This is a genomic window from Stenotrophomonas sp. OVS01A (genome assembly GCF_019969775.1).
In the GTDB taxonomy this organism is placed as follows: Bacteria; Pseudomonadota; Gammaproteobacteria; order Xanthomonadales; family Xanthomonadaceae; genus Stenotrophomonas; species Stenotrophomonas indicatrix.
This window is the reverse complement of the sequence record NZ_JAHXYV010000002.1, coordinates 589162-609922: the sequence shown is the minus strand read 5'-3', so window position 1 is coordinate 609922 and position 20761 is coordinate 589162. Positions and strand designations below refer to the sequence as shown.

The window sequence follows — 20761 nt, the reverse complement described above, 5'->3', positions numbered from 1 at the left end:
GATGGAACGGATGCTTCGCAACCTGACGACCGTACTGCTGCTGGCGCTGCTGGCCCTCGCCCTGCCTGCCGCAGCCCAGCGCGCCAGCTCGGCCGCGGAACTGGACGCGGCCGACAACGGCCTGCTGGTCCTCAGCTACCACGACGTGCGCGATGATGTGCTGGAAAAATCCGACGGCGATGCCTACGCGGTCAGCACGCAGAACTTCGCCGCGCACCTGGACTGGCTGTCCGCCCATGGCTATCACCCGGTGTCGCTGTCACAGCTGATCAAGGCCTCGCGCGGTGAAGCAACGCTGCCGCCGCGGCCGGTGCTGCTGACCTTCGACGACGGCCTGCGCAGCGTGTACAGCCGCGTCTATCCGCTGCTGCGCGCGTACAACTATCCGGCGCTGGTGGCGGTGATCACCGACTACGTGGACATGGCACCGGGCCGCACCATCGACTACGGCTACCGTCCCTTCGGCCATGACGACTTCCTGACCTGGGACCAGCTGCGCGAGATGCAGGCCAGCGGCCTGATCGAACTGGCCAGCCATACCGACAACCTGCACCACGGCGTGCAGTCCAACCCGCAGGGCAACCAGACCCCGGCGGTGATCACCCGCATCTACGACCCCAAGGCGCAGCGCTATGAAAGCGCGCAGGAGTACGAGAAGCGCCTGCGCGACGATCTCGGCCGCAGCGTGCAGCGCATCGAGAAGGAACTGGGTGTACGCCCGAAAGCGATCGTCTGGCCGTATGCCGCCTACAACCAGTTGAGCAACGACATCGCCGAGCAGCTGGGCATGCCGGTGTCCTTCGACCTGGAAGGTCGCAGCACGCCGGTGACGGCCGACCTGCATGGCCTGGCACGCCTGCTGGTGACCAGCAATCCGAACATCACCTCGCTGGCCTTCGAGCTGCGCCGCAACGTCAATCTGGACGGCACCCGTGCACTGCAGATCGATATGGACTCGGTCTACGACAGTGACCCTGCACAGCAGGCGCGCAACCTGGATGCGCTGATCGAGCGGGTGAAGCGGATCGGCCCGACCCATGTCTACCTGCAGGCCTTCGCCGATCCGGACGGCAACAACACCGCCGATGCCCTGTACTTCCCGAACCGCCACCTGCCGATGCGCGCGGACCTGTTCAACCGCGTCGCCTGGCAGCTGAAAACCCGTGCCGGGGTGAAGGTGTATGCGTGGTTGCCGGTGCTGGGCTATGAACTGCCCGACGCCGCGCAGCGTGCGGCGCTGGGCATCCAGAGCCCGGAACGCGATGGCATGTACCGCCTGGATTTCACCAAGCCGCAGGCACGGCAGATCATCAAGGACATCTACGAAGACCTGGCGATCAATTCGTATTTCGAAGGCCTGCTGTTCCACGATGACGGCTACGTGCGCGATACCGAACTGGCCCAGCTGCCGCAGGAAGGCAGCGACGGCGGCCGCACCCAGGCGCTGATTGATTTCACCCTGGAACTGCGTGACAGCGCACAACGCTGGCGCCCCAAGCTGGGTACCGTGCGCAACCTGTACGCGCAGCCGGTGCTGGAGCCGCAGAGCGCGGCGTGGTTCGCCCAGCGCCTGGACCTGTTCAACAAGGCCTACGACCGCACCGCGCTGATGGCGATGCCATGGATGGAAGGCAGCCGCCGCCCGCAGCGTTGGCTGGACAAGCTGGTGGTGGCCGTGCGTGCGCACGACCCCGAGCTGAAGCACACGATGTTCGAGCTGCAGACCGTGGACTGGCGCACGCAGCGGCCGATCAGCGGCGAACAGCTGCGCGCGCAGATCCGCCGCCTGCAGGCACAGGGCGTGCGCCATTTCGCGTGGTACCCGGACGATTTCATCGCCGACAAGCCGTCGACCCAGGATGCACGCGCGGCGATGTCCGCGCGCAACTTCCCGTACCCGGAGAAGTGACGTGGACATGAATCCGTGGCTCAACGCCATGTTCCAGTTCGCCTTCTTCTACCCCATGGTGATGGCGTTCTTCTGGATGTCCGGGGGCCTGTACTACTTCTTCCGCCGTGAGCGGAAGTCGCGGCCGCGCAACGACCCACCACCGATGGCGGAGTATCCGTTCGCCAGCCTGCTGATCCCGTGCCACAACGAATCGGCGAACCTGGACGACACCCTCGGCGCGGCATTGGCCCAGCGCTATCCGGACTTTGAGGTGATCGCCATCAACGATGGCAGCACCGACGACACCGGCACCCGCCTGGACGCGCTTGCAGCGCTTCATCCGCGCCTGCGCGTGGTCCACCTGGACCGCAACCTGGGCAAGGCCAACGCGTTGCGCATGGGCGCGCTGGCCGCGAGATCGGAGTACCTGGTGTGCATCGATGGTGATGCCATGCTGGAAGAGTTCGCCATGCACTGGATGGTCTGGCACCTGACCAGCGGCCCACGCGTGGGTGCGGTGACCGGCAACCCGCGCATCCGCAACCGCTCCACCCTGCTCGGCCGCCTGCAGGTGGCGGAGTTCTCCTCGATCATCGGCATGATCAAGCGCGCCCAACGCGTGTACGGCCGCATCTTCACCGTGTCCGGCGTCATTGCCGCGTTCCGTCGCACCGCCCTGCATCGCATCGGCTACTGGGCCGATGACATGGTCACCGAGGACATCGACATCAGCTGGCGGCTGCAGCTGGATCATTGGGACATCCGTTACGAGCCCAATGCGCTGTGCTTCATCCTGATGCCGGAAACGCTGAAGGGCCTGTGGCGGCAGCGACTGCGCTGGGCACAGGGCGGCGTGGAAGTCCTGCTGCGCCACGGCTCCTCGTTGTTCAGCTGGCGCAAGCGGCGGATGTGGGGCGTGCTGCTGGAATACATCCTCAGCGTGCTGTGGGCCTACACCATGCTGGTGATCATCCTGCTGTGGGCAGTGGGCAAGTTCATCCCGATGCCGCCGTCGCTGTACATCGACACGTTGCTGCCGCAATGGCATGGCGTGATCCTGGCCCTGGTCTGCCTGCTGCAGTTCGCCAGCAGCCTGATCATCGACAGGCGTTACGAAACGCATATCGGCCGCAACTATTTCTGGGTCATCTGGTACCCGATGGCGTACTGGTTGATCAGCCTGTTCACCACGCTGGTGGCGCTGCCGAAGACCCTTCTCCGGCGGCGTGGCAAGCGAGCCACCTGGGTCAGCCCAGACAGAGGTATCCGATGAACGCACATCGCCAGACGACTGCCAGGACGCCGTCCAACCGCTTCGACTCGCGCCTGATCCAGAAACCGCGCAAGCAGCCCCGCCTGCAGCGCACTGCCTGGGGCTTTGTGACCCTGGCATTCTGGGGGTTCTACTTCTACCTGTGGGCACCGCTGGTCACGCTGGTGTCCTGGTTGCTCGGTGGGCAGCTGGCGTGGCTGCAGCTGTACGAGCGCAAGCAGCACCTGGACCCGTTCGTGATCATCGCCCTGCCGGTGATCCTGGCGTGCTGTGCGCTGCTGCTGATCGCCTGGGCCGAGTACAACCGCTACCGCTTCTCCGGCAAGGAACGGCGCGGCCCGCACGAGGACGCAAGTCGTGCGGAGATCGCCCATTCGCTGGGTGCCAGCGATCAGCTTGCCGAACAGATGTTCGGTGCCAAGGCCATCACCCTGCACATGGATGAGCATGCACGGCCGCTGGGCATGACCGCGCAGCTGTTGAGGTAACGGGGGTTCGGCCGGGCGGCGCCCGGCACCCGCAGAGGCCGAAGCAACAGCAACAGCTGGCAGTCAGTGGGATGGCGGGGCGGTATGGGCAGGCAGGACACGCCGTAAACCCATCCATGGGGGCTCGATGGCGCCATCCATGGCGCCAACGGTCCTGCCTACCCACACCGCCCCACCTCTGACAGATTTCCGCAATCTGGTAGATCCACGCCATGCGTGGATGAATCTCCATCGAAATCGAATAGTCGACAATTCATCAAAGAGCATCCACGCATGGCGTGGATCTACGTGTCGACCAGGGTCGACACCCACCAAGAGCAAGTCATGCCATCCCGACAGATTGCGGAGATCTGTCGAAGGCGGGGTGGGTCCGGTTGCGGGGGTGTGAGCGCCATGGATGGCGCGGCCAAGCCCCCATGGACGGGTTCACGGCGTCCCCCGCAACCGGACCCACCCCGCCATCCCGCAGGAACCCCGCTGTTGCTTCGGCTGTTGCCGTTGCTGTTGCTTCGGCTGTTGCCGTGGCCTCTGCGGGTGCCGGGCGCAGCCCGGCTGTGACCCTACCTTCGGACCTGGCCTTCGCCGCGCACCACGAACCGTTCGACTGTCAGCGCTTCCAGCCCCATCGGGCCATAGGCGTGCAGGCGCGTGGTGGAGATGCCGATCTCGCTGCCGAGGCCAAGCTGGCCACCATCGGAAAAACGCGAAGACGCGTTGACCATCACCACCGCCGAGCGCAATGCGCTGACGAAACGCTCGGCACTGGCTACGTCTTCAGTGGCGATCACTTCGGTGTGGTCGGAGGTATAGGTACGGATGTGCGCGATCGCTGCATCAAGATCGTCGACCACGCGGACCGCCAGTACCAGATCAAGGAATTCGGCGGCATAGTCGTCTTCGCTGGCCGCGGTGCTTCCCGGCAGCAATGGCTGCGCGCGCTCGTCTGCGCGCAGCTGCACGCCACGTTCGGCCAGCGCCTGTGCAGCACGCGGCAGGAACGCTGCGGCAATGTCCCGGTGCACCAGCAGGGTTTCCAGTGAATTGCACGCGGACGGGCGACTGCACTTGCCGTCCACCAGCAGATCGACTGACTTGTCGAGATCGGCACTGGCATCGACGAACAGGTGGCAAACGCCCTTGTAGTGCTTGATCACCGGGACCCGTGCGTGCTCGGCGACGAAGCGGATCAGGCCTTCGCCACCGCGCGGGATGGCCAGGTCGATCAGTTCGTGCAGCTGCAGCAGTTCCAGCATTGCTTCGCGACGCAGGTCGGTCAGCACCGTCACAGCGGCAGGGGGCACGCCGTTGGCCTTCAATGCCCCCGCCAACGCCTGGGCGATGGCGGTATTGGAATGGATCGCCTCCGAGCCGCCACGCAGGATCACGCCGTTGCCCGCCTTCAGGCACAGCGCGGCGGCTTCGGCGGTCACGTTCGGGCGTGCTTCGTAGATCATCGCGATCACTCCCAGCGGCACGCGCACTTTCTGGACGCGGATGCCGTTCGGGCGCACGTCATCGCGGGTCACCTGCCCGACCGGGTCCGGCAGGCCGGCCACCTCGCGCACGGCGTCGGCCATCGCCAGCAGGCGCGCCGGATCCAGTGCCAGGCGGTCGAGCATCGCGCTGCCCACACCTTTGTCGCGGGCGGCGGCCAGGTCGCGTGCATTGCCTGCAAGAATCTGTCCGGCATTGACCTCCAGCGCCTGCGCCATCGCCTGCAGCAGTGCCCTGCGCGCATCGCTGTCCAGGCCGGCAACCACCTGGGCCGCGTCGCGGCAGGCACGGGCCTGCGATTCGATTTCACTCATCGGCATATCCTGCAGTGGGTTCATGGCAGCACCAGATCGTCGCGATGGACGACGGTACCGCCGTAGTTGTAGCCGAGCACGGTCTGGATGTCGCGGGTGTGGCGGCCGGCAATGCGGCGCACGTCATCTGCGGCGTACTGGCTCACACCACGGGCCACGCACACCCGGCCGGCGTCGGTGTTCCAGCATACCTGCACCATGTCACCGCGCCGGAACGCGCCGTCGGCACCGGTGATGCCACCGGGCAACAGCGATGCCCCCTTCTCGCGCATCGCCTGGGCGGCGCCGGCATCGATCAGGATCGCGCCTTCGGCGAGCGGAGCGTGGCGCAGCCAGTGCTTGCGGGCCGCCTCACGGCTGCGTGCTGCATGGATACGGGTGCCGAACAGGCGATCCTGCGCCAGCGCGCGCACCACCTCGCCACTGCGGCCGTTGAACAGGTAGGTTTCGATGCCAACACGGCCGGCCTTGGCTGCGGCCTCCAGCTTGGTGCGCATGCCGCCGGTACCGGCGACCGAACCGGCGCCGCCAGCCATCGCCAGCACGGCATCGTTCAACTCGGCCACTTCATGCAGTGGCCGGGCATCGGCATGCGTGCGCGGATCGGCACTGTAGAGACCGTCGATGTCGGTGGCGATGAACAGCGCATCGGCATCGACCAGCGCTGCCACCGTCGCGGCCAGGTTGTCGTTATCACCGAGCTTGAGCTCATCCACCGAAACGGTGTCGTTCTCGTTGACCACCGGCAGCGCGCCCAGCCGCAGCAGCTCGTTGAGGGTTGCCCGCGCATTGAGATAGCGGCGGCGGTTGCGCAGATCGTCATGGGTCAGCAGCACCTGCGCCACCGGGCGCTCGAAGAAGCGCTGCCACAGACCGATCAGCTGCGCCTGGCCCAGGGCCGCCAACGCCTGCCGCGCCGCCATCGCAGCACCGGGTTCATCGGCCCGGGGCAGGATCGCGCGGCCGGCAGCGACCGCGCCGGAGGAAACGATGACGACCTCGCGCCCGGCCAGCACGTTGGCCGAAACGAACTGGGCCAGGCCCAGCGCGTGGCGCGGCGACAGGCCACCACCGTCGGCGGCCAGCAGGCTGCTGCCAACCTTGAGCACGGCGCGCCGCCACGACGGCAGCGCTTGTTCGGGGAACGGCGATGCAACGTGGGCGGCGTGGACAGTCATCAGGGGCGCCTCAGCGGGTATTCCATTCATGGACGCTCAGCGCCGATGCCTGCATCGTCACCAGCGGATCGGTGGCGACGATGGCCTGCGCCTGCGCGAGGCTGTCGAGGTTGCACAGCACATAGGCGCCACCGCTGCCGTCGGCAAAGCCGCCGGTCAGCTGCAGCCGGCCCTCGGCCTGCAACGCATCGAGGAAGTCGCGGTGCGGCTGCACCACGGCGTCGGTGAAGCCCGGCAGGCGCATCGCCAGCACCAGGTAGACGGTGCCGGCCATCAGGACAGCGCCTGCCAGCGCGCGCGCAGTTCATCCAGGCGCAGGTCCGACGCCGAACCCGGCGATACGCGCGCCGCCAGGCTGCCTTCCGGCGTGCGCCCCTGCCCGGCACTGTCGGCACCGGCAGCAGCAGCCTTGTAGGCCTCGCGGAACGGTACGCCCGCTACCGCAGCTTCCACCGCGACATCGGTGGCATACATCCCCGAATCGATCGCTGCACGCAGCTTGTCATCGCGCCATTCCAGGTTGGCCAGCAGCGCCGGCAGCAGTTCAAGCGCGGCCAGGCCGCGCCCGAAGCCGTGGAAGATGGCGCCCTTGGACGACTGCAGGTCGCGGTGGTAGCCCGACGGCAGCGACAGCAGCTGCTCGATTTCGGTGCGTGCAGCGGCGACGCTGGCATGGGTCGCCCGCATCAGCTCGATCACGTCCGGATTGCGCTTGTTGGGCATGATCGAACTGCCGGTGGTGTACTGCGCCGGCAACGCGACGAAACCGAATTCGGCGCTGGTGAACAGCGACAGGTCCCAGGCAATGCGGCGCAGGTCCAGGGTCGCGCCGCCCAGCGCTTCCAGCGCAGCCAGTTCGAACTTGCCACGCGACAGCTGCGCGTAGATCGGCGAAATCTGCATGCGCGAAAAGCCGAGCGCGGCGGTGGTGTGCTCGCGATCCAGCGGCAGGTTCACGCCGTAACCGGCGGCGGTGCCAAGCGGATTGGCATCGACCAGTGCATGGGTATCGCGGGCACGCACGGCGTTGTCGATGAAGGCTTCGGCCCAACCGGCCCACCACATGCCGGCCGAGGACACCACGGCACGCTGGATGTGCGTGTAACCGGGAATCGGCAGATGCTGCTCGGCCTGCGCACGGTCAAGTGCCACCTTTGCCACTTCGGCGCTGACCTGCGCCACGCGCTGCAGCTTTTCCTTCAACCACAACCGGGTGGCGACCAGGATCTGGTCGTTGCGGCTGCGGCCGGTGTGGATCTTGCGGCCGGCATCACCCAGGCGTTCGGTCAACCGTGCCTCGATCGCCGAATGGCCATCCTCATACTGCGTATCCAGTACGAAGCGGCCTTCGCGGAAGTCCTGCGCCAGCACCTCAAGTTCACGCAGCAACCCGGCCAGTTCGTCGGCGCTGAGGATGCCGATGTGCTGCAGGCCCTGCGCATGCGCGGCGCTGGCAGCAATGTCATGCAGGAAGAACTCGCGATCGAGGATCACGTCGTCGCCGGCGAGGAAGGTCTGGATCTGGGCATCGACAGCGACGCCTGGCTTCTGCCAAAGAAGGTCTGCCATGGGGAGCTCCTGTACGGTTTCAGTGCGGGATCGACGTCAGTTCGTCGATGCCCAGCGCAAGATTGAGGTTCTGCATGGCCTGGGTGGCCGCGCCCTTGAGCAGGTTGTCCAGGGTCGCCACCACCACCACCCGCTTGCCGCCCGGGGCCAGGGTGAAGCCACCGACCTGGGCACCGTGGCGGCCAGCGATGCGGCTCACCCACGGCGCCTCGTCCACGACCTCGATGAGTGCTTCACCGGCGTAGGCGTGCTGGAAGCGCTCGACGATCTGCTCGCGGGTCTGCACGCGGTTCAACCACAGGTTGGCGGTGAGGGTGATGCCACGGAAATGCGGCGCGACGTGCGGCATGAATTCGACCGCCACGCCCAGCTGCACGGAAACCTCGCGCTCATGCACGTGGTTGGTCAGCGCGTACGGCATCAGGTTGTCGGCCAGCAGTTCAACGTTGTTCTTGTCCGACGGCGAGGTGCCCGCACCCGAGTAGCCGGACACGCCGAAGCACTGCGGCGGACCAGCCAGCAGATCCAGCAGCGGATGGATCGCCAGCTGCATCGCGGTGGCATAGCAGCCGGGGTTGCTGATGTGCTTCTGTCCGCGGTAACGGCTGCGGGTAAGCTCGGGCAGGCCGTAGTACCAGGTGTTGTCGAAACGGTAGTCGGCCGACAGGTCGACGATCACCGTGTCCGGCTTCGCCGTTTCCAGCGCCGCCACGAACGGCGCGGCCAGGCCGTTGGGCAGGGCCAGGATCACCGCGTCCACGCCCTTGGCGGCAACGGCGTCGGCGTCGAGATTCTCGAACTGCAGTTCGCCCTGCCATTGCGGGTAGTGGTCGGACACGCGCTGCCCGGCCAGTTCGCGCGAGGACACGAAGCCCAGCTGCAGGTTCGGATGCGCTGCCACCAGGCGGATCAGCTCGGCGCCGGTATGGCCGCGGGCGCCGACGATGCCGACGGTGAACGAGGAGGAAGTGCTCATGCGTGCGTGCTCATGCGTGCGAATCGAGGCGGTGCTGCAGGTGGCGTTTCACGCCCTGCCATTCCGCATCGATGATGGAGAAGATGACGGTGTCGCGCGGCGTGCCGTCGGGATGCCGGCGGTGATTGCGCAGCACGCCATCCTGCTTGGCGCCCAGGCGTGCGATCGCGGTGCGCGAGGTGAAGTTGAACCAGCTGGTTTCAAACACCACGCTCAGGCATTCCAGCCGCTCGAAGGCATGGCTGAGCAGCATCAGCTTGGTTTCGGAGTTGACCCCGGTGCGCTGCACCGATTCGCCATACCAGGTGTAGCCGATGCTCAGCCGCGGTACGTCCGGTTGCAGATCGTAGTAACGGGTGGTGCCGACGATCTGGTCGTTGGCATCGAACACCACGAATGGCAGCACCTTGCCTTCGGCCTGTGCCTGCAGCGCGGCCTGCACATAGCCGGTCATGGCCTTCGCATCGGGCACCTGGGTGTACCAGAGCCTGGACAGCGCGCCTTCGCCCAACGCGCCGCGCAGGCCGTCGATGTGGCTCATCTGCAGCGGTTCCAGCCGCGCATGCGTGCCGGTCAACGTGGGTACCCGGGTCCAGTCTGCGTGGTTCATCGCGCTCAGCCCTCCAGGCTCGGCGCACGCACCGCGCAGTGGTCGACATAGGTCCTGATCCGGTCGATGCCATCGGCACCGTACCAGAACACCTTCCAATGACCCTGCTTGTAGCAGCCATCGGACTCGGCGTAGTAGAAGTGGTTGATCGGGTTGCCGTTGCGCGAGCGCCAGAACAGCTGCGGGGTTTCCTCGCGCATCACGTTCCAGACCGCGCGGCCAAGCCCTTCGCCCTGCGCATCATCGAGCACGGCGAACTTGTCCAGGTACACGCCCTCGGCCTCATCGGTGAGGATCACCGCCGTGCGGTAGTTCTCGCTGACATACGCGCGCAGCAGCGTGGTCCTCTCGAAATAGTCCGGCACCAGGGTGCGGCCGAAACTGGATTCGATCAGGCCCTTCAGGCGCGGCAGGTCCAGCTCGCTCCAAGCGGTTGCACGCAGCACCTTCTCGCCCTTGCGCACCAGCGTTCCCGAGCCCTTGTGGGTGAACAGTTCCTTGGCCAGGTCGGCCGGCCGGGTGATCGACACCGACGATTCCAGCGGCAACCGGTCCAGCAGGGACTTGATCTGTTCGATTTTCACCTTCATGCCACCGTGGATCCACGGTTGTGCGATCAGGTGGTCGTACTCGGTGGACAGGTTGATCGAATCAATCACGCTGCCCTGCTCGTCCAGCAGGCCGCCGGTACCGGTCAGGAAGATGATCTTGTACGGCTGCAGCTCCTGCACCAGTTCGTTGGCGGCGAAGTCGGCATTGACGTTGAGGATCTGCCCACCAGCGGTCTCGCCCAGGCTGGTGATGACCGGGATCGAGCCGGCACGCAGGCTGGCCTCGATCGGCGCCAGGTTGACCTTCTTCACCTCGCCGACCAGGCCGTAGGTGTCCAGGCCCAGGTACTCCGCCTCGAACACGCCGCCGGTGATGGAGGTGGCGCGCGCGCCGTTCTGCTGCAGCGCTTCGACCAGGCGCAGGTTGGATTGCTGGAACACCCGGCGCACGATCGCCAGCGCTTCCGGCGAGGTCACCCGCAGGCCGTTGACCGTCTGCTTTTCAATGCCGGCGGCCGACAGTTCCGCATCCAGCTGCGGGCCGGCGCCATGCAGCACGATCGGGGTCAGGCCGACTTCCTGCAGGAACGACAGCGAGGAGGTCAGCGCGTCGAGATCGTCGCGCAGCACCGCGCCGCCGACCTTGACCACGGCGAAGCGCTTGGCGTCCAGCTGCGAAAAGCGCTTGAGGTACTGGCTGATCTCCTTCGCGCTGGCCATGCTCGAAAGCAGGCGCACGATGGTCTGGCGGGTCTGGCGGTGGGGCTGGAGGGCAGGAGACATTTCGGTTTCGTCACAGGCGGCGGTCGCCGCGTTGCAGTTCCGCCGCGCAGAAGCGCAGCGGCGTTGTGGGTCGATCAGGCGCCGGCGGCGATGATCCGGTGTACGGCATCGGTGTAGCGCTGCAGCTGCTCCAGCGTCACGAACTCATCGGCGGTGTGGGCCTGGGCGATGTCGCCCGGGCCGAACACCATCGTGGTGTAGCCACCGGCCGAGAACAGCGACGCCTCGGTCCAGAAGTCCACCGCGTTGCCGATCGGCAGGTCCAGCGCGTCGGCCACGTCGCGCGCCAGCAGGCGGCGGTGCTCGGCTTCGGCGATATCCCCTGCCGGCAGGCTTGGGCCACGGAAGGTTTCGGTGAACAGCGCCGCTTCCGGTTCGGCGAAGCCGGCAAAGGTCGCCAGCAGCGCATCGATATCCATCGACGGCAGCGGCCGGAAACCAAAACGCACTTCCGCCGCTGGTGCGATCATGTTGGCCTTGATGCCACCTTCCACGCGCCCGATGTTGAAGCGCAGGCCGGTCAATCCACCGAAGCGTGCCGAGGCCAGCGATTGGACATGGTCCAGCGCGCGGTTGCCCCAGCGCATCGCCTGGTGCAGCGCACTGGCGGCTGCATCCTGCTTGCCCGACGCATGGCCGGCACGGCCGGCGAACTGCATCAGTACCGAGCTGATGCCACGATGCGCGAGCACCGCCTCGCTCATGGTCGGTTCGGCCACCAGCACCGCTTCGTACGCAATGCCCCGGGCCAGGAACGCCGCGATGCAGCGCGGATCGTTGGCTTCTTCATCGCTGGAGAACAGGAAGGCCGCGTCGCCATCACTGGCATTGGCGGCCGCCACCAGCGCCGCGGCCGCGCCCTTGATGTCACACACACCGAGGCCGACCACGCGGTCGTCCAGGCGGCGCATCACGTGCGGGTCGGCACTCCAGTGCGGCGAGTCCGGCACGGTGTCCAGATGCACGTTGAACAGGTACTTCGGCGTGCCGCGCACGGCATACAGGCTGACCGCGCCGGCGCCATGGTCGATCACCTCCACATTGAACCCGGGCAGGTTGCCGCGCAGGTAATCGAAGATGCCACCGGTGGTGATCGCACGCGGCGGGTTGCGGGTGTCGAAGGACACCAGTGCCTGCAGGTGATCGAGCGTCTGTTCAAGCATGAATCAACAGTTCCTGTGGAATTCCGCCGGGCATGGCCCGGCGCTACCGGAACGCGTCTGGTGGAGAGCCCCCTTCTTGTTGAAGGGGGCGCGCCAACGGCGCGGGGTTGAGGTGGAATGCGTGGTCAACCGCTCAGCGGTTGACCTGCGCGTAGAGGGTGGAGCTCATGCCGAACAGCTTGATGAAGCCCTCGGCTTCTTCCACGCCCCAGTCGGCCGACTGCGCATAGGTGGCGCCCTTGGTGTTGAGCAGGTGCGGCGACTTCACCGCAACGGCGTCGACGCGGCCGCCACGGGTTTCCAGCACCACTTCGCCGTTGACCTTGGCCTGCGAGGACTTCAGGAAGGCTTCGATGTCGGTCTTCAGCGGGTCGTGGTAGAAGCCTTCGTACACCAGCTCCACCCACTTGCGCGCCACGTCCGGCTTGAAGCGGTTCTGCTGCTTGGTCAGCACCGCATCTTCCAGCGCGCGGTGCGCGGCCAGCAGCGAGACCAGGCCCGGTGCCTCGAACACGATGCGGCCCTTCAGGCCGATCACGGTGTCGCCGGTGTACACGCCACGGCCGACGCCGTAGGGGGCGAACAGCTTGTTGAGCTGGGCCAGGATCTGCTCGCCCGGCAGTGCCTTGCCGTCGAGCTCGACAGCTTCGCCTTCGACGAACTTCAGGGTGACGGTCAGCGCCTGTTCCGGCCACTCGGCGCGCGGTGCGCACCAGCCACGGGCGCCCTCGCCCGGTGCTTCCCAACGATCGATCTCGCCGCCGGACATGGTCAGGCCCAGCAGGTTCTCGTTGATGGTGTAGGCCTGCTGCTTGGCGCGCACGCCGAAGCCACGCTCTTCCAGGTACTTCTGCTCGTAGGCGCGGGTCTGGGTGTGTTCCTTCTGGATCTCGCGGATCGGCGCGATGATCTGGTAGTCACCCAGGGCCTTCACTGCCAGGTCGAAGCGCACCTGGTCGTTGCCCATGCCGGTGCAGCCGTGGGCGATGATGTTGGTGCCCAGTTCGGCAGCGCGCTTGAGCGCGGCATCGACGATCAGGTAACGGTCCGACACCAGCAGCGGGTACTGGCCCTGGTAGCCCTCGCCGGACCACACGAACGGCTTGACGAAGCCGGACCAGATGGCCGGACCGCCATCGACGGTCTGGTGGCTGGTCACACCCAGCTCGGCGGCACGCTTCTCGATGAAATCGCGCTCTTCGTCATCCACGCCGCCGGTATCGGCGAACACGGTATGCACGTTGTAGCCGCGCTCCTGCAGGTACGGCACGCAGAAGCTGGTATCAAGGCCGCCGGAGAAGGCGAGAACGACGTCTTTGTTGCTCATGGGGGGGTATGTCCTGGTAGCGCCGGGCCATGCCCGGCGGATTGTCTGGAATGCGTGAACGACGTACGAAAATCAGCGGCCGGCAACAGCAGCCATGATCGCCTTCTGCACATGCAGGCGATTCTCGGCTTCGTTGATGGCGATGCACTGCGGCGAATCCATCACGCCATCGGTCGCCTTGACGTTGCGGCGCAGCGGCAGGCAGTGGCTGAACACGCCGTTGTTGGTCAGGGCCATCTTCCGCTCGTCGACGATGAAGTGCTTGAACTGGTCGCGGATCGGCTTCTCCGGCTCCCAGTTGCCGAAGAACGGCAGCGCGCCCCAGCTCTTGGCGTAGACCACGTCGGCACCGGCATAGGCACTGTCGATGTCATGGCTGATCTTCAGCGAACCACCGCTCTCGGCCACGTTCTGCTCGGCCCAGCCCATGTAGCGCTCGTCGAGGATGTAGTCGGCGGTCGGGCACAGCAGCGTCACGTCCATGCCCATGCGGGTGGCGATGGTCAGCGCCGAGTTGGCCACTGCGGTGTTCAGCGGCTTGGGGTGGTAGGTCCAGGTCAGCACGTACTTCTTGCCGCGTAGGTCCTGGGTACCGAAATGCTCCTGCAGGGCCATCACGTGCGCCAGTTCCTGGCACGGATGGGTGATGGTCTCCATGTTGATCACCGGCACCGGCGAGTATCTGGCGAAACTCTCGAGCACGACGTCCTGGCGGTCGTAGGCCCAGTCGACGAACTTCGGGAACGCGCGCACGGCGATGATGTCGCAGTAGCGGCCGAGCACCTTGGCTACTTCAGCGATGTGCTCTTCGGTATCGCCGTCCATCACCGTGCCGAGGTTGAACTCGATCGGCCATGCATCCTTGCCCGGCTGCAGCACCACTGCGTGGGCACCGAGCTGGAACGCGCCCAGTTCGAAACTGGTGCGGGTGCGCATGGACGGATTGAAGAACACCAGCGCGATCGACTTGCCCTTGAGCTGGTCGCCGAGCTTGTTGCGCTTGAACAGCGCAGCCTGGGTCAGCAGCGCGTCAAGTTCGCTGCGGCTCCAGTCCTGGGTGTTCAGGAAGTGCTTGGGGGACATCATCATTCCTTGCATGAACGGCGCCGAGGGTCGACGCGGTGGAAGGTGGAAGGGAAAACCGGAAACCAGGGTGGTGCGAAAAGGTTGCAGATGAAGCTTTCAGAACGCGGAAACGAAAAAACCCAGCCGGCGGGCTGGGTTTTTTTCGGACGAACAGCAGAAAGCTCCGGATTACCCAGCGAGAATGTGGGGTTCCGGTCGACGGGCACGCGACGTCATGCCAGTGGCCTGGCGGGCGGCGCTGCTGTCGTGCTGGAAGTCGGTGAGCTTCATTGGTCGGCAATCTTTACATGCGGCCGGGGCCGGCGCAAGAGGCCGGCGTCGCAGAATCAGGGGGTGCCGGCGGCAGCCTGCTCCGGGCCCACCCAGGGGGTGATCGAAACCCGGATCTTCAGCCGGTTGCCCGGGTCTTCCGGCAGCCGTGAACGGTACTTGGTGCCCTTGTAGACATAGTCCACGTCATAGGCGATGGGGCGGCGGAACTCGCGTCCGACGGGCACGATACGACAGTCCCGGGTCAGCATCGGGCCCGTGTTGGCCGGCGCCGGGGCGGGGGCTTCGGCCGGCAGTTCCTCCAGCACCTCCTCGTCGCTGCGCTTGAACATCGAGCGAACCGAATCCCAGAGGCGGCCGATGCGGCCCTTGTCCTCCACCGGCTCCTCGCCGGTGACATTGACCGGGGCCAGGGTACGGGTCGAGACCGGCTCGCAGTGCTCCTCGGTGCGGGTGGCACGCAGGGTCTGGAACACCGGCTCCACGTTGAGCACCTGGGCGTAATCGAACTTCACGTTCTCCACGATCACCACCCGGTTGCGGGGCTCGGCCTCCTGGGCCAGGACCACGGCGGGCAGCGCCGACAGGCAGGCCAGGGTCAGCAACGCGGTGGTTTTCATTGGCGAAGGGAGCAGGGACACGGCAATAGTGTAGGCAGTGGTGACCGCAAGGGGCTGAACATTACCCGTCCGCGCCGTTCCTGCCCACCCCACCCCGGCCGCCGGTGACGTCCACCGGTGGCAACGGTCCCCCCAAAGGGCCCCGACACGTTCTAAAATCACAGGCTTGTCCCCCAGTCACAGACCCATGACCCTGCGCCTGCACAACAACCTGACTCGCCAGCTCGAACCGTTCACTCCGCTCGATCCGGCCTGTCCGACCCTGTATGTGTGCGGCCCGACGGTCTACAACTACGTGCACATCGGCAACGCCCGTGGGCCGGTGGTGTTCGGGGTGCTGGCCGACCTGCTGCGGCGGCGCTTCGGTGCCCTGCGCTACGCCCGCAACATCACCGACGTGGACGACAAGATCAACACCGCCGCGCGCGAGCAGGGCGTGCCGATCAGCACCATCACCGACCGTTTCGCTGCTGCCTACCGTGAAGACATGGCCGCGCTGGGCGTGGTGCCGCCGGACATCGAGCCGGAAGTGACCGCGCACATGGCGCAGATCATCACCATGATCGAGCAGCTGGTCAGCAGCGGGCATGCCTACGCCGCCGAGGGCCACGTGCTGTTCGCCGTCGGCAGTTTCGAGGGCTACGGCAAGCTGTCGCGCCGCGATCCGGACGAGATGCTGGCCGGCGCCCGGGTCGAGGTCGCTCCCTACAAGCGCGCGCCCGGCGACTTCGTGCTGTGGAAGCCGTCCAGCGACGACCTGCCGGGCTGGGAATCGCCCTGGGGCCGCGGCCGTCCGGGCTGGCACATCGAATGCTCGGCGATGGCCGCCGCGCACCTGGGCGAGACCATCGACATCCATGCCGGCGGCGTCGACCTGCAGTTCCCGCACCACGAAAACGAGATCGCACAGAGCGAGTGCGCGCACGGCGGCAAGGTGTTCGCGCGCTTCTGGCTGCACAACGGCATGCTCAACTTCGGCGGCGCCAAGATGAGCAAGTCGATCGGCAACATCGAGCGCGTCCACGACCTGGTGCGCAGGCATGCCCCCGAGGCGCTGCGCCTGGCCTTGCTGTCGGCCCACTACCGGCAGCCGCTTGACTGGTCCGATGCGCTGATCGAACAGTCCGGCCGCACCCTCGACCGCCTGTACGGCACCCTGCGCGAGCTGGCCGACGTTGCCGCCACCGCGATGATCCCGGCAGAGATCGAAGCGGCATTGGATGACGATCTCAATACGCCGCAGGCGCTGGCCGAAGTGGCCCGTATCGCCGGTGAAGCGCGCCGCGCCACCGATCCTGGCGAACGCGCACGGTTGAAGAGTGAACTGCTTGGCGCCGGCCTCGCCCTGGGCCTGCTGCAGGCCGATCCGGCGCAATGGTTCGGCAACGCCGCCGGCGACAGCGACGACGATGCGCGTATCCAGGGCCTGATCGACGAACGCGCGGCAGCCAAGCAGGCACATGACTTCGCCCGTTCCGACGCCATCCGCGACCAGCTGGCCGCCGAAGGCATCGTGCTGGAAGACACCCCGCAGGGCGTGCGCTGGTCGCGCAAGCGCGGCTGACCTGCCCTGCCCCGTGGCCGGTCCGCCGGCCCCGCTCCCTACTGTAGAGACTGTTGTGATCGACTCCCCGTTCCCGCTTGAACCCACCGCCGCCGAGGCACAGACGGCCATCGCCGAGGAATTCGGTTTCTTCGGCGACTGGTCCGAGCGCTACCAGTACCTGATCGACCTCGGCCGCAAGCTGCCCGCCTTCCCGGACGCGTGGAAGACCGAAGAGCACCGCCTGCTCGGTTGCCAGTCGATGGTCTGGATCGTGCCGGAAGGCAACGCGCAGTCGCTGCGCTTCCACGCCATCAGCGATTCGGCCATCGTCTCCGGCCTGATCTTCCTGGCGCTGCGCGTGTACTCCGGGCGCACCGCGCAGGAGATCCTGGCCACCGAACCCAGCTATATCCAGGATATCGGCCTGGCCCGCCACCTGTCGCCGACCCGCAGCAACGGCGTGGCGGCGATGCTGGCGTTCATCCGCGAGACCGCGCAGGCCCAGCTGCAGCGCGATCCGTCGTGAGCGAGCCCGCCACGGCCGAAGACACCGCGCTGGGCCTGCTGTCCCGGCCCGGTTTCGCCAGGCTGCTGGCGTATCGCATCTTCGCGATGCTGTCCTACCAGGTGGTCGCGGTCACCGTCGGCTGGCACATCTACGAAGTCACCCGCAATCCGTTCTCGCTGGGCCTGATCGGCCTGGCCGAGGTGCTGCCGTTCTTCTGCGTGGCCCCGTTCGCCGGTTATCTGGTGGATCATCTGCCGCGCCGCAAGCTGGGCATGGTCGCCTGTTCCGGCTTGGTCGCCACCGCGCTGGTGCTGACCAGCGTGGCCAAGGGCTGGCTGCCGGTTGAGGGCGTGTGGCCGATCTATGCGGCGATCGCACTGACCGGCATGGTCCGCGCCTTCCTGTCGCCGATCTACAACGCACTGTTCGCCCGGGTGTTGGCACGCGAGCACTTCGCCCGTGGCGCCGGCCTTGGCGCCGTGGTGTTCCAGGCCGGCATGATCGCCGGCCCGGCACTGGGTGGCGTACTGGTCGGCTTCGGTGGCAAGGGCCTGTCCTATGCGGTGGCCACGGCCTTCGCGCTGCTGGCGATGGGCTGCCTGGCCACGCTGAAGGTGGAAGAGCCGGTGCATGCCGGCCCAGCCGCCCCGATCTTCAAGAGCATTGCCGAAGGCGCGCGCTTCGTGGTCGGCAACCGGATCATGGTCGGCGCCATGGCGCTGGACATGTTCTCGGTACTGCTGGGCGGTGTGGTGGCGATGCTGCCGGCGTTCCTGCACGAGATCCTGCATCACGGCCCGGAGGGCCTGGGCATCCTGCGCGCGGCGCCGGCACTGGGTTCGGTGTGCGTGGGCCTGTGGCTGGCGCGCCACCCCCTGCACCGTAATGCCGGTCGGGTGCTGCTGTTCGCGGTCGCCGGCTTCGGCCTGTGCGTGATCGGCTTCGGCCTGTCCCAGCACTTCTGGCTGTCGGCGTTGATCCTGCTGTTCTACGGCGCCTTCGACGGCGTGTCGGTGGTGATCCGCTCCACCATCCTGCAGCTGGCCACGCCGGAAGAGATGCGCGGCCGGGTATCGTCTATCAACGGCATCTTCATCAGTTCGTCCAACGAACTGGGCGCGTTCTATGCGGGCACCATGGCCAAGGTGCTGGGGCTGGTACCGGCGGTGGTACTGGGCGGATTCGCGGTACTGAGCGTGGCCGGTGTCACCGCATGGAAGAACCCGACGCTGCGGAAATTGAATCTGCGCGATCTGCAATAGAGCGGATTTCCGTGCGCACACGCGCCGGTAGCGCCGGGCCATGCCCGGCGGGCGCTTTCCGCGACCGCGGCGGAAACGCGCCGCCATCCGCGTGTCGGTGCTGCGCACCGGTGCCCTGCGCTCCTCGTTGAATCAGGGGACGGCGCGGAAAGCCAGCCGACCAACAGTCGGCTCTACAGAACAGCGGCGCCTCTTCGCCCCTGATTCCGCTGCGGCACTCGGCTCGCTGCAAGTCGGCCCCAACAGCCGCGAGCGCACGCATATCCTGGCCCGGGTGACCCACCCGCTCGCTCACGGAACAACCAAAGCGCCGCTCTACGCAGCCAACTCGAACCCAACAAAAAACCCGGCCGAAGCCGGGCTTTCTGCATGACATCACAACGAACCGGAATCAGTCGCCCTGCTGCTTCTGCAGGTGCTCCCAACGCTCCTGGGCGTCGATGGTGCGCTCGGCGGTCAAGCGCGCTTCAAGGCGCTCCAGGCCGATCTCTTCACCGGTGTCCACGCAGTACCCGTAATCGCCTGCTTCCAGGCGCTTGAGGGTGCTGTCGATCTTGCCGATCAGCTTGCGGTAACGGTCACGGGTGCGCAGCTCCAGCGAGTTCTCGGTTTCGCGGGTCGCGCGCTCGGCTTCATCGCCGATGTCACGCACTTCCTCACGCAGGTTCTCGATGGTCTGCTTGGACTCTTCCACCAGGTCGGCGCGCCAGTTCTGCAGGCGCTGACGGAAGTACTCCTGCTGCAGCGGGCTCATGTACTCCTCGTCCGAGGCCGGCTTGTAGCCTGCCGGCAGGATCGGGCGGCCAGTGGCTTCGTCGGTCTTGTATTCGACGACCTTGTACTTGCTGCGCGGCGCAGGTGCCGTCGAACGGGCGGCAACGGCCACGGCGACCTTGCCCACGGGGCGGGTCACGGTCTTCGGAGCGGAATCGGATTTCACGGCGGTTTTGGCAGGCGATTTCGAAACGGGCACGGGATTCTTGGATTGCGGGGCGGTCGATGCTGCAGAAGCGGCGGCCGGGGCCGGCTTGGGGGCCGGTTTGGCTGCCGCCACTGCCGCGGTCTTGGCCGGGACAGACTTGGCCGGGGCCGGCTTCGCAGCTGGCTTCGGTGCGGACTTCACTACAGGGGCCGGCGTCGGCTTGGCGGCCGGCGGGGCGACATTCTTGGCAACCTTCTTGGCCGGTGCCGGCTTGGCAGGCGCCACCTTCTTTGCTGCCGGCTTGGCAGCAGGCGCGGCGGCAACCTTCTTCACCACCGCCTTCGGCGTTGGCTTGGCTGCTGCCTTCTTCGGTGCCGGCTTGGCAGCGGCCTTCTTCACCGGCGCAGCCTTGCTGGCAACCTTCTTCACCACCGGCGCCTTCTTGCTGGCAGCGGCAGGTTTGGCCTTGACCGGCGCAGCGGGCTTCTTCGCCACTGCCGGCTTGCCGGATTTCACCGGCGCTTTCTTTGCGGTGGCCTTCCTGGCCGCCGGCTGTGAGGATGCCGCCTTGGTCGCCGGCTTGCTGGCCGGCTTCTTGGCAACGGGCTTGGCCGCCAACTTCTTCACAACAGGCTTGGCGGTTTTCTTGGCGGCCTTGACGGCCTTCTTTGCAGTTTTTTTAGCAGCCACGAAACGCTCTTCCTTGGATTCCCCGGGGCCCGGGAAAGCGGGCCTTTATAGCCTACCCGACCCGCAGCAGCAACCTTGGGGGCCCGCTCCATTCAGTCCAGGAGTCAACGGGTCCAAGGTGCGGTCCGACGAACACGGACCGCCTTGCGCGGTACGGAACCTGTCCGGCACCTGGAGGGGTGCCGCTAGCGGTCGCAGGCCATCTACGACATGCGACCAACGGCCCATCCTGCACAAATG

Annotated in this window: 18 protein-coding genes; 6 read left to right on the top strand and 12 right to left on the bottom strand. The window is 66.5% G+C overall.

Features of this window, described 5'->3' with window-relative positions; genetic code table 11:
- Nucleotide 1 precedes the first annotated feature (1 nt).
- The 3 genes from pgaB to pgaD are packed head-to-tail and all read left to right on the top strand — an operon-like array spanning nt 2 to nt 3652.
- Nucleotides 2-1909 carry a poly-beta-1,6-N-acetyl-D-glucosamine N-deacetylase PgaB gene (gene pgaB, locus LC407_RS11580; RefSeq protein WP_025876446.1) on the top strand — a complete coding sequence of 636 codons (1908 nt, stop codon included), beginning with the start codon at nt 2-4 and terminating at the stop codon, nt 1907-1909.
- A gap of 1 nt (nt 1910) precedes the next feature.
- Nucleotides 1911-3164, top strand: a complete 1254-nt coding sequence (gene pgaC / locus LC407_RS11575) for a poly-beta-1,6-N-acetyl-D-glucosamine synthase (RefSeq protein ID WP_025876444.1) — start codon at nt 1911-1913, stop codon at nt 3162-3164.
- On the top strand, nt 3161-3652 hold the full coding sequence (pgaD, locus tag LC407_RS11570; protein ID WP_025876441.1) for a poly-beta-1,6-N-acetyl-D-glucosamine biosynthesis protein PgaD: 492 nt from the start codon (nt 3161-3163) through the stop codon (nt 3650-3652). The genes pgaC and pgaD overlap by 4 nt, the downstream gene beginning before the upstream one ends.
- A 560-nt stretch (nt 3653-4212) precedes the next feature.
- Here pgaD and LC407_RS11565 read toward each other — a convergent pair.
- The 11 genes from LC407_RS11565 to LC407_RS11515 form a co-directional block, all read right to left on the bottom strand.
- Nucleotides 4213-5484, bottom strand: a complete 1272-nt coding sequence (locus tag LC407_RS11565; protein ID WP_099843088.1) for a glutamate-5-semialdehyde dehydrogenase — start codon at nt 5482-5484, stop codon at nt 4213-4215.
- Entirely contained in the window at nt 5481-6638 is a 1158-nt protein-coding gene (gene proB, locus LC407_RS11560; RefSeq protein ID WP_025876437.1) for a glutamate 5-kinase, read from the bottom strand. Before proB ends, LC407_RS11565 begins: the two co-directional genes overlap by 4 nt.
- Before the next feature lie 10 nt (nt 6639-6648).
- Nucleotides 6649-6912: a YciI family protein gene (locus tag LC407_RS11555; RefSeq protein ID WP_025876435.1), complete on the bottom strand. Its 264-nt coding sequence runs from the start codon at nt 6910-6912 to the stop codon at nt 6649-6651.
- Nucleotides 6912-8207: an argininosuccinate lyase gene (argH, locus tag LC407_RS11550; RefSeq protein WP_223482854.1), complete on the bottom strand. Its 1296-nt coding sequence runs from the start codon at nt 8205-8207 to the stop codon at nt 6912-6914. Before argH ends, LC407_RS11555 begins: the two co-directional genes overlap by 1 nt.
- A 19-nt stretch (nt 8208-8226) precedes the next feature.
- Nucleotides 8227-9183, bottom strand: coding sequence for an N-acetyl-gamma-glutamyl-phosphate reductase (gene argC, locus LC407_RS11545; RefSeq protein ID WP_033831570.1), 957 nt, complete (start codon nt 9181-9183; stop codon nt 8227-8229).
- Nucleotides 9184-9193: 10 nt separating this feature from the next.
- Nucleotides 9194-9793 (bottom strand): GNAT family protein, encoded by a 600-nt coding sequence (locus tag LC407_RS11540; protein ID WP_025876429.1) that lies wholly within the window; start codon nt 9791-9793, stop codon nt 9194-9196.
- Between the two features lie 5 nt (nt 9794-9798).
- Nucleotides 9799-11127, bottom strand: a complete 1329-nt coding sequence (locus LC407_RS11535; RefSeq protein WP_025876427.1) for an acetylglutamate kinase — start codon at nt 11125-11127, stop codon at nt 9799-9801.
- Nucleotides 11128-11201: 74 nt separating this feature from the next.
- A complete protein-coding gene (locus LC407_RS11530; RefSeq protein ID WP_105164384.1) occupies nt 11202-12290 on the bottom strand; it encodes an acetylornithine deacetylase in 1089 nt (362 codons plus the stop codon).
- Between the two features lie 133 nt (nt 12291-12423).
- Entirely contained in the window at nt 12424-13617 is a 1194-nt protein-coding gene (locus tag LC407_RS11525) for an argininosuccinate synthase (RefSeq protein WP_223482853.1), read from the bottom strand.
- Between the two features lie 72 nt (nt 13618-13689).
- Nucleotides 13690-14700, bottom strand: coding sequence for an N-acetylornithine carbamoyltransferase (locus LC407_RS11520; RefSeq protein ID WP_025876421.1), 1011 nt, complete (start codon nt 14698-14700; stop codon nt 13690-13692).
- A 329-nt stretch (nt 14701-15029) separates the two neighbouring features.
- The gene (locus tag LC407_RS11515; protein WP_025876420.1) at nt 15030-15593 is read right to left on the bottom strand and encodes a hypothetical protein; all 564 of its coding nucleotides are present in this window, start codon (nt 15591-15593) and stop codon (nt 15030-15032) included.
- A 187-nt stretch (nt 15594-15780) separates the two neighbouring features.
- Between LC407_RS11515 and cysS the strand changes: the two genes are divergently transcribed.
- Genes cysS through LC407_RS11500 form a run of 3 tightly spaced genes read left to right on the top strand, consistent with a single transcriptional unit; the run spans nt 15781 to nt 18909 of the window.
- The gene (cysS, locus tag LC407_RS11510; RefSeq protein WP_223482852.1) at nt 15781-17157 is read left to right on the top strand and encodes a cysteine--tRNA ligase; all 1377 of its coding nucleotides are present in this window, start codon (nt 15781-15783) and stop codon (nt 17155-17157) included.
- Between the two features lie 55 nt (nt 17158-17212).
- Nucleotides 17213-17665 (top strand): SufE family protein, encoded by a 453-nt coding sequence (locus LC407_RS11505; protein ID WP_025876416.1) that lies wholly within the window; start codon nt 17213-17215, stop codon nt 17663-17665.
- Complete coding sequence (locus LC407_RS11500; RefSeq protein ID WP_025876414.1) at nt 17662-18909, top strand: MFS transporter; 1248 nt, start codon at nt 17662-17664, stop codon at nt 18907-18909. Before LC407_RS11505 ends, LC407_RS11500 begins: the two co-directional genes overlap by 4 nt.
- A gap of 391 nt (nt 18910-19300) precedes the next feature.
- Here the strand turns inward: LC407_RS11500 and dksA are convergent, their stop codons facing one another.
- Nucleotides 19301-20521, bottom strand: coding sequence for an RNA polymerase-binding protein DksA (gene dksA, locus LC407_RS11495; protein ID WP_059064669.1), 1221 nt, complete (start codon nt 20519-20521; stop codon nt 19301-19303).
- Nucleotides 20522-20761 lie beyond the last annotated feature (240 nt).

What these genes read in the sequence shown, in the direction of transcription:
- pgaB (WP_025876446.1), top strand. Translation starts at nt 2, where the DNA reads ATGGAACGGATGCTTCGCAACCTGACGACCGTACTGCTGCTGGCGCTG.
- pgaD (WP_025876441.1), top strand. Translation starts at nt 3,161, where the DNA reads ATGAACGCACATCGCCAGACGACTGCCAGGACGCCGTCCAACCGCTTC.
- LC407_RS11565 (WP_099843088.1), bottom strand. Translation starts at nt 5,484, where the DNA reads ATGAACCCACTGCAGGATATGCCGATGAGTGAAATCGAATCGCAGGCC.
- proB (WP_025876437.1), bottom strand. Translation starts at nt 6,638, where the DNA reads ATGACTGTCCACGCCGCCCACGTTGCATCGCCGTTCCCCGAACAAGCG.
- LC407_RS11555 (WP_025876435.1), bottom strand. Translation starts at nt 6,912, where the DNA reads ATGGCCGGCACCGTCTACCTGGTGCTGGCGATGCGCCTGCCGGGCTTC.
- argH (WP_223482854.1), bottom strand. Translation starts at nt 8,207, where the DNA reads ATGGCAGACCTTCTTTGGCAGAAGCCAGGCGTCGCTGTCGATGCCCAG.
- argC (WP_033831570.1), bottom strand. Translation starts at nt 9,183, where the DNA reads ATGAGCACTTCCTCCTCGTTCACCGTCGGCATCGTCGGCGCCCGCGGC.
- LC407_RS11540 (WP_025876429.1), bottom strand. Translation starts at nt 9,793, where the DNA reads ATGAACCACGCAGACTGGACCCGGGTACCCACGTTGACCGGCACGCAT.
- LC407_RS11535 (WP_025876427.1), bottom strand. Translation starts at nt 11,127, where the DNA reads ATGTCTCCTGCCCTCCAGCCCCACCGCCAGACCCGCCAGACCATCGTG.
- LC407_RS11530 (WP_105164384.1), bottom strand. Translation starts at nt 12,290, where the DNA reads ATGCTTGAACAGACGCTCGATCACCTGCAGGCACTGGTGTCCTTCGAC.
- LC407_RS11525 (WP_223482853.1), bottom strand. Translation starts at nt 13,617, where the DNA reads ATGAGCAACAAAGACGTCGTTCTCGCCTTCTCCGGCGGCCTTGATACC.
- LC407_RS11520 (WP_025876421.1), bottom strand. Translation starts at nt 14,700, where the DNA reads ATGTCCCCCAAGCACTTCCTGAACACCCAGGACTGGAGCCGCAGCGAA.
- LC407_RS11515 (WP_025876420.1), bottom strand. Translation starts at nt 15,593, where the DNA reads ATGAAAACCACCGCGTTGCTGACCCTGGCCTGCCTGTCGGCGCTGCCC.
- cysS (WP_223482852.1), top strand. Translation starts at nt 15,781, where the DNA reads ATGACCCTGCGCCTGCACAACAACCTGACTCGCCAGCTCGAACCGTTC.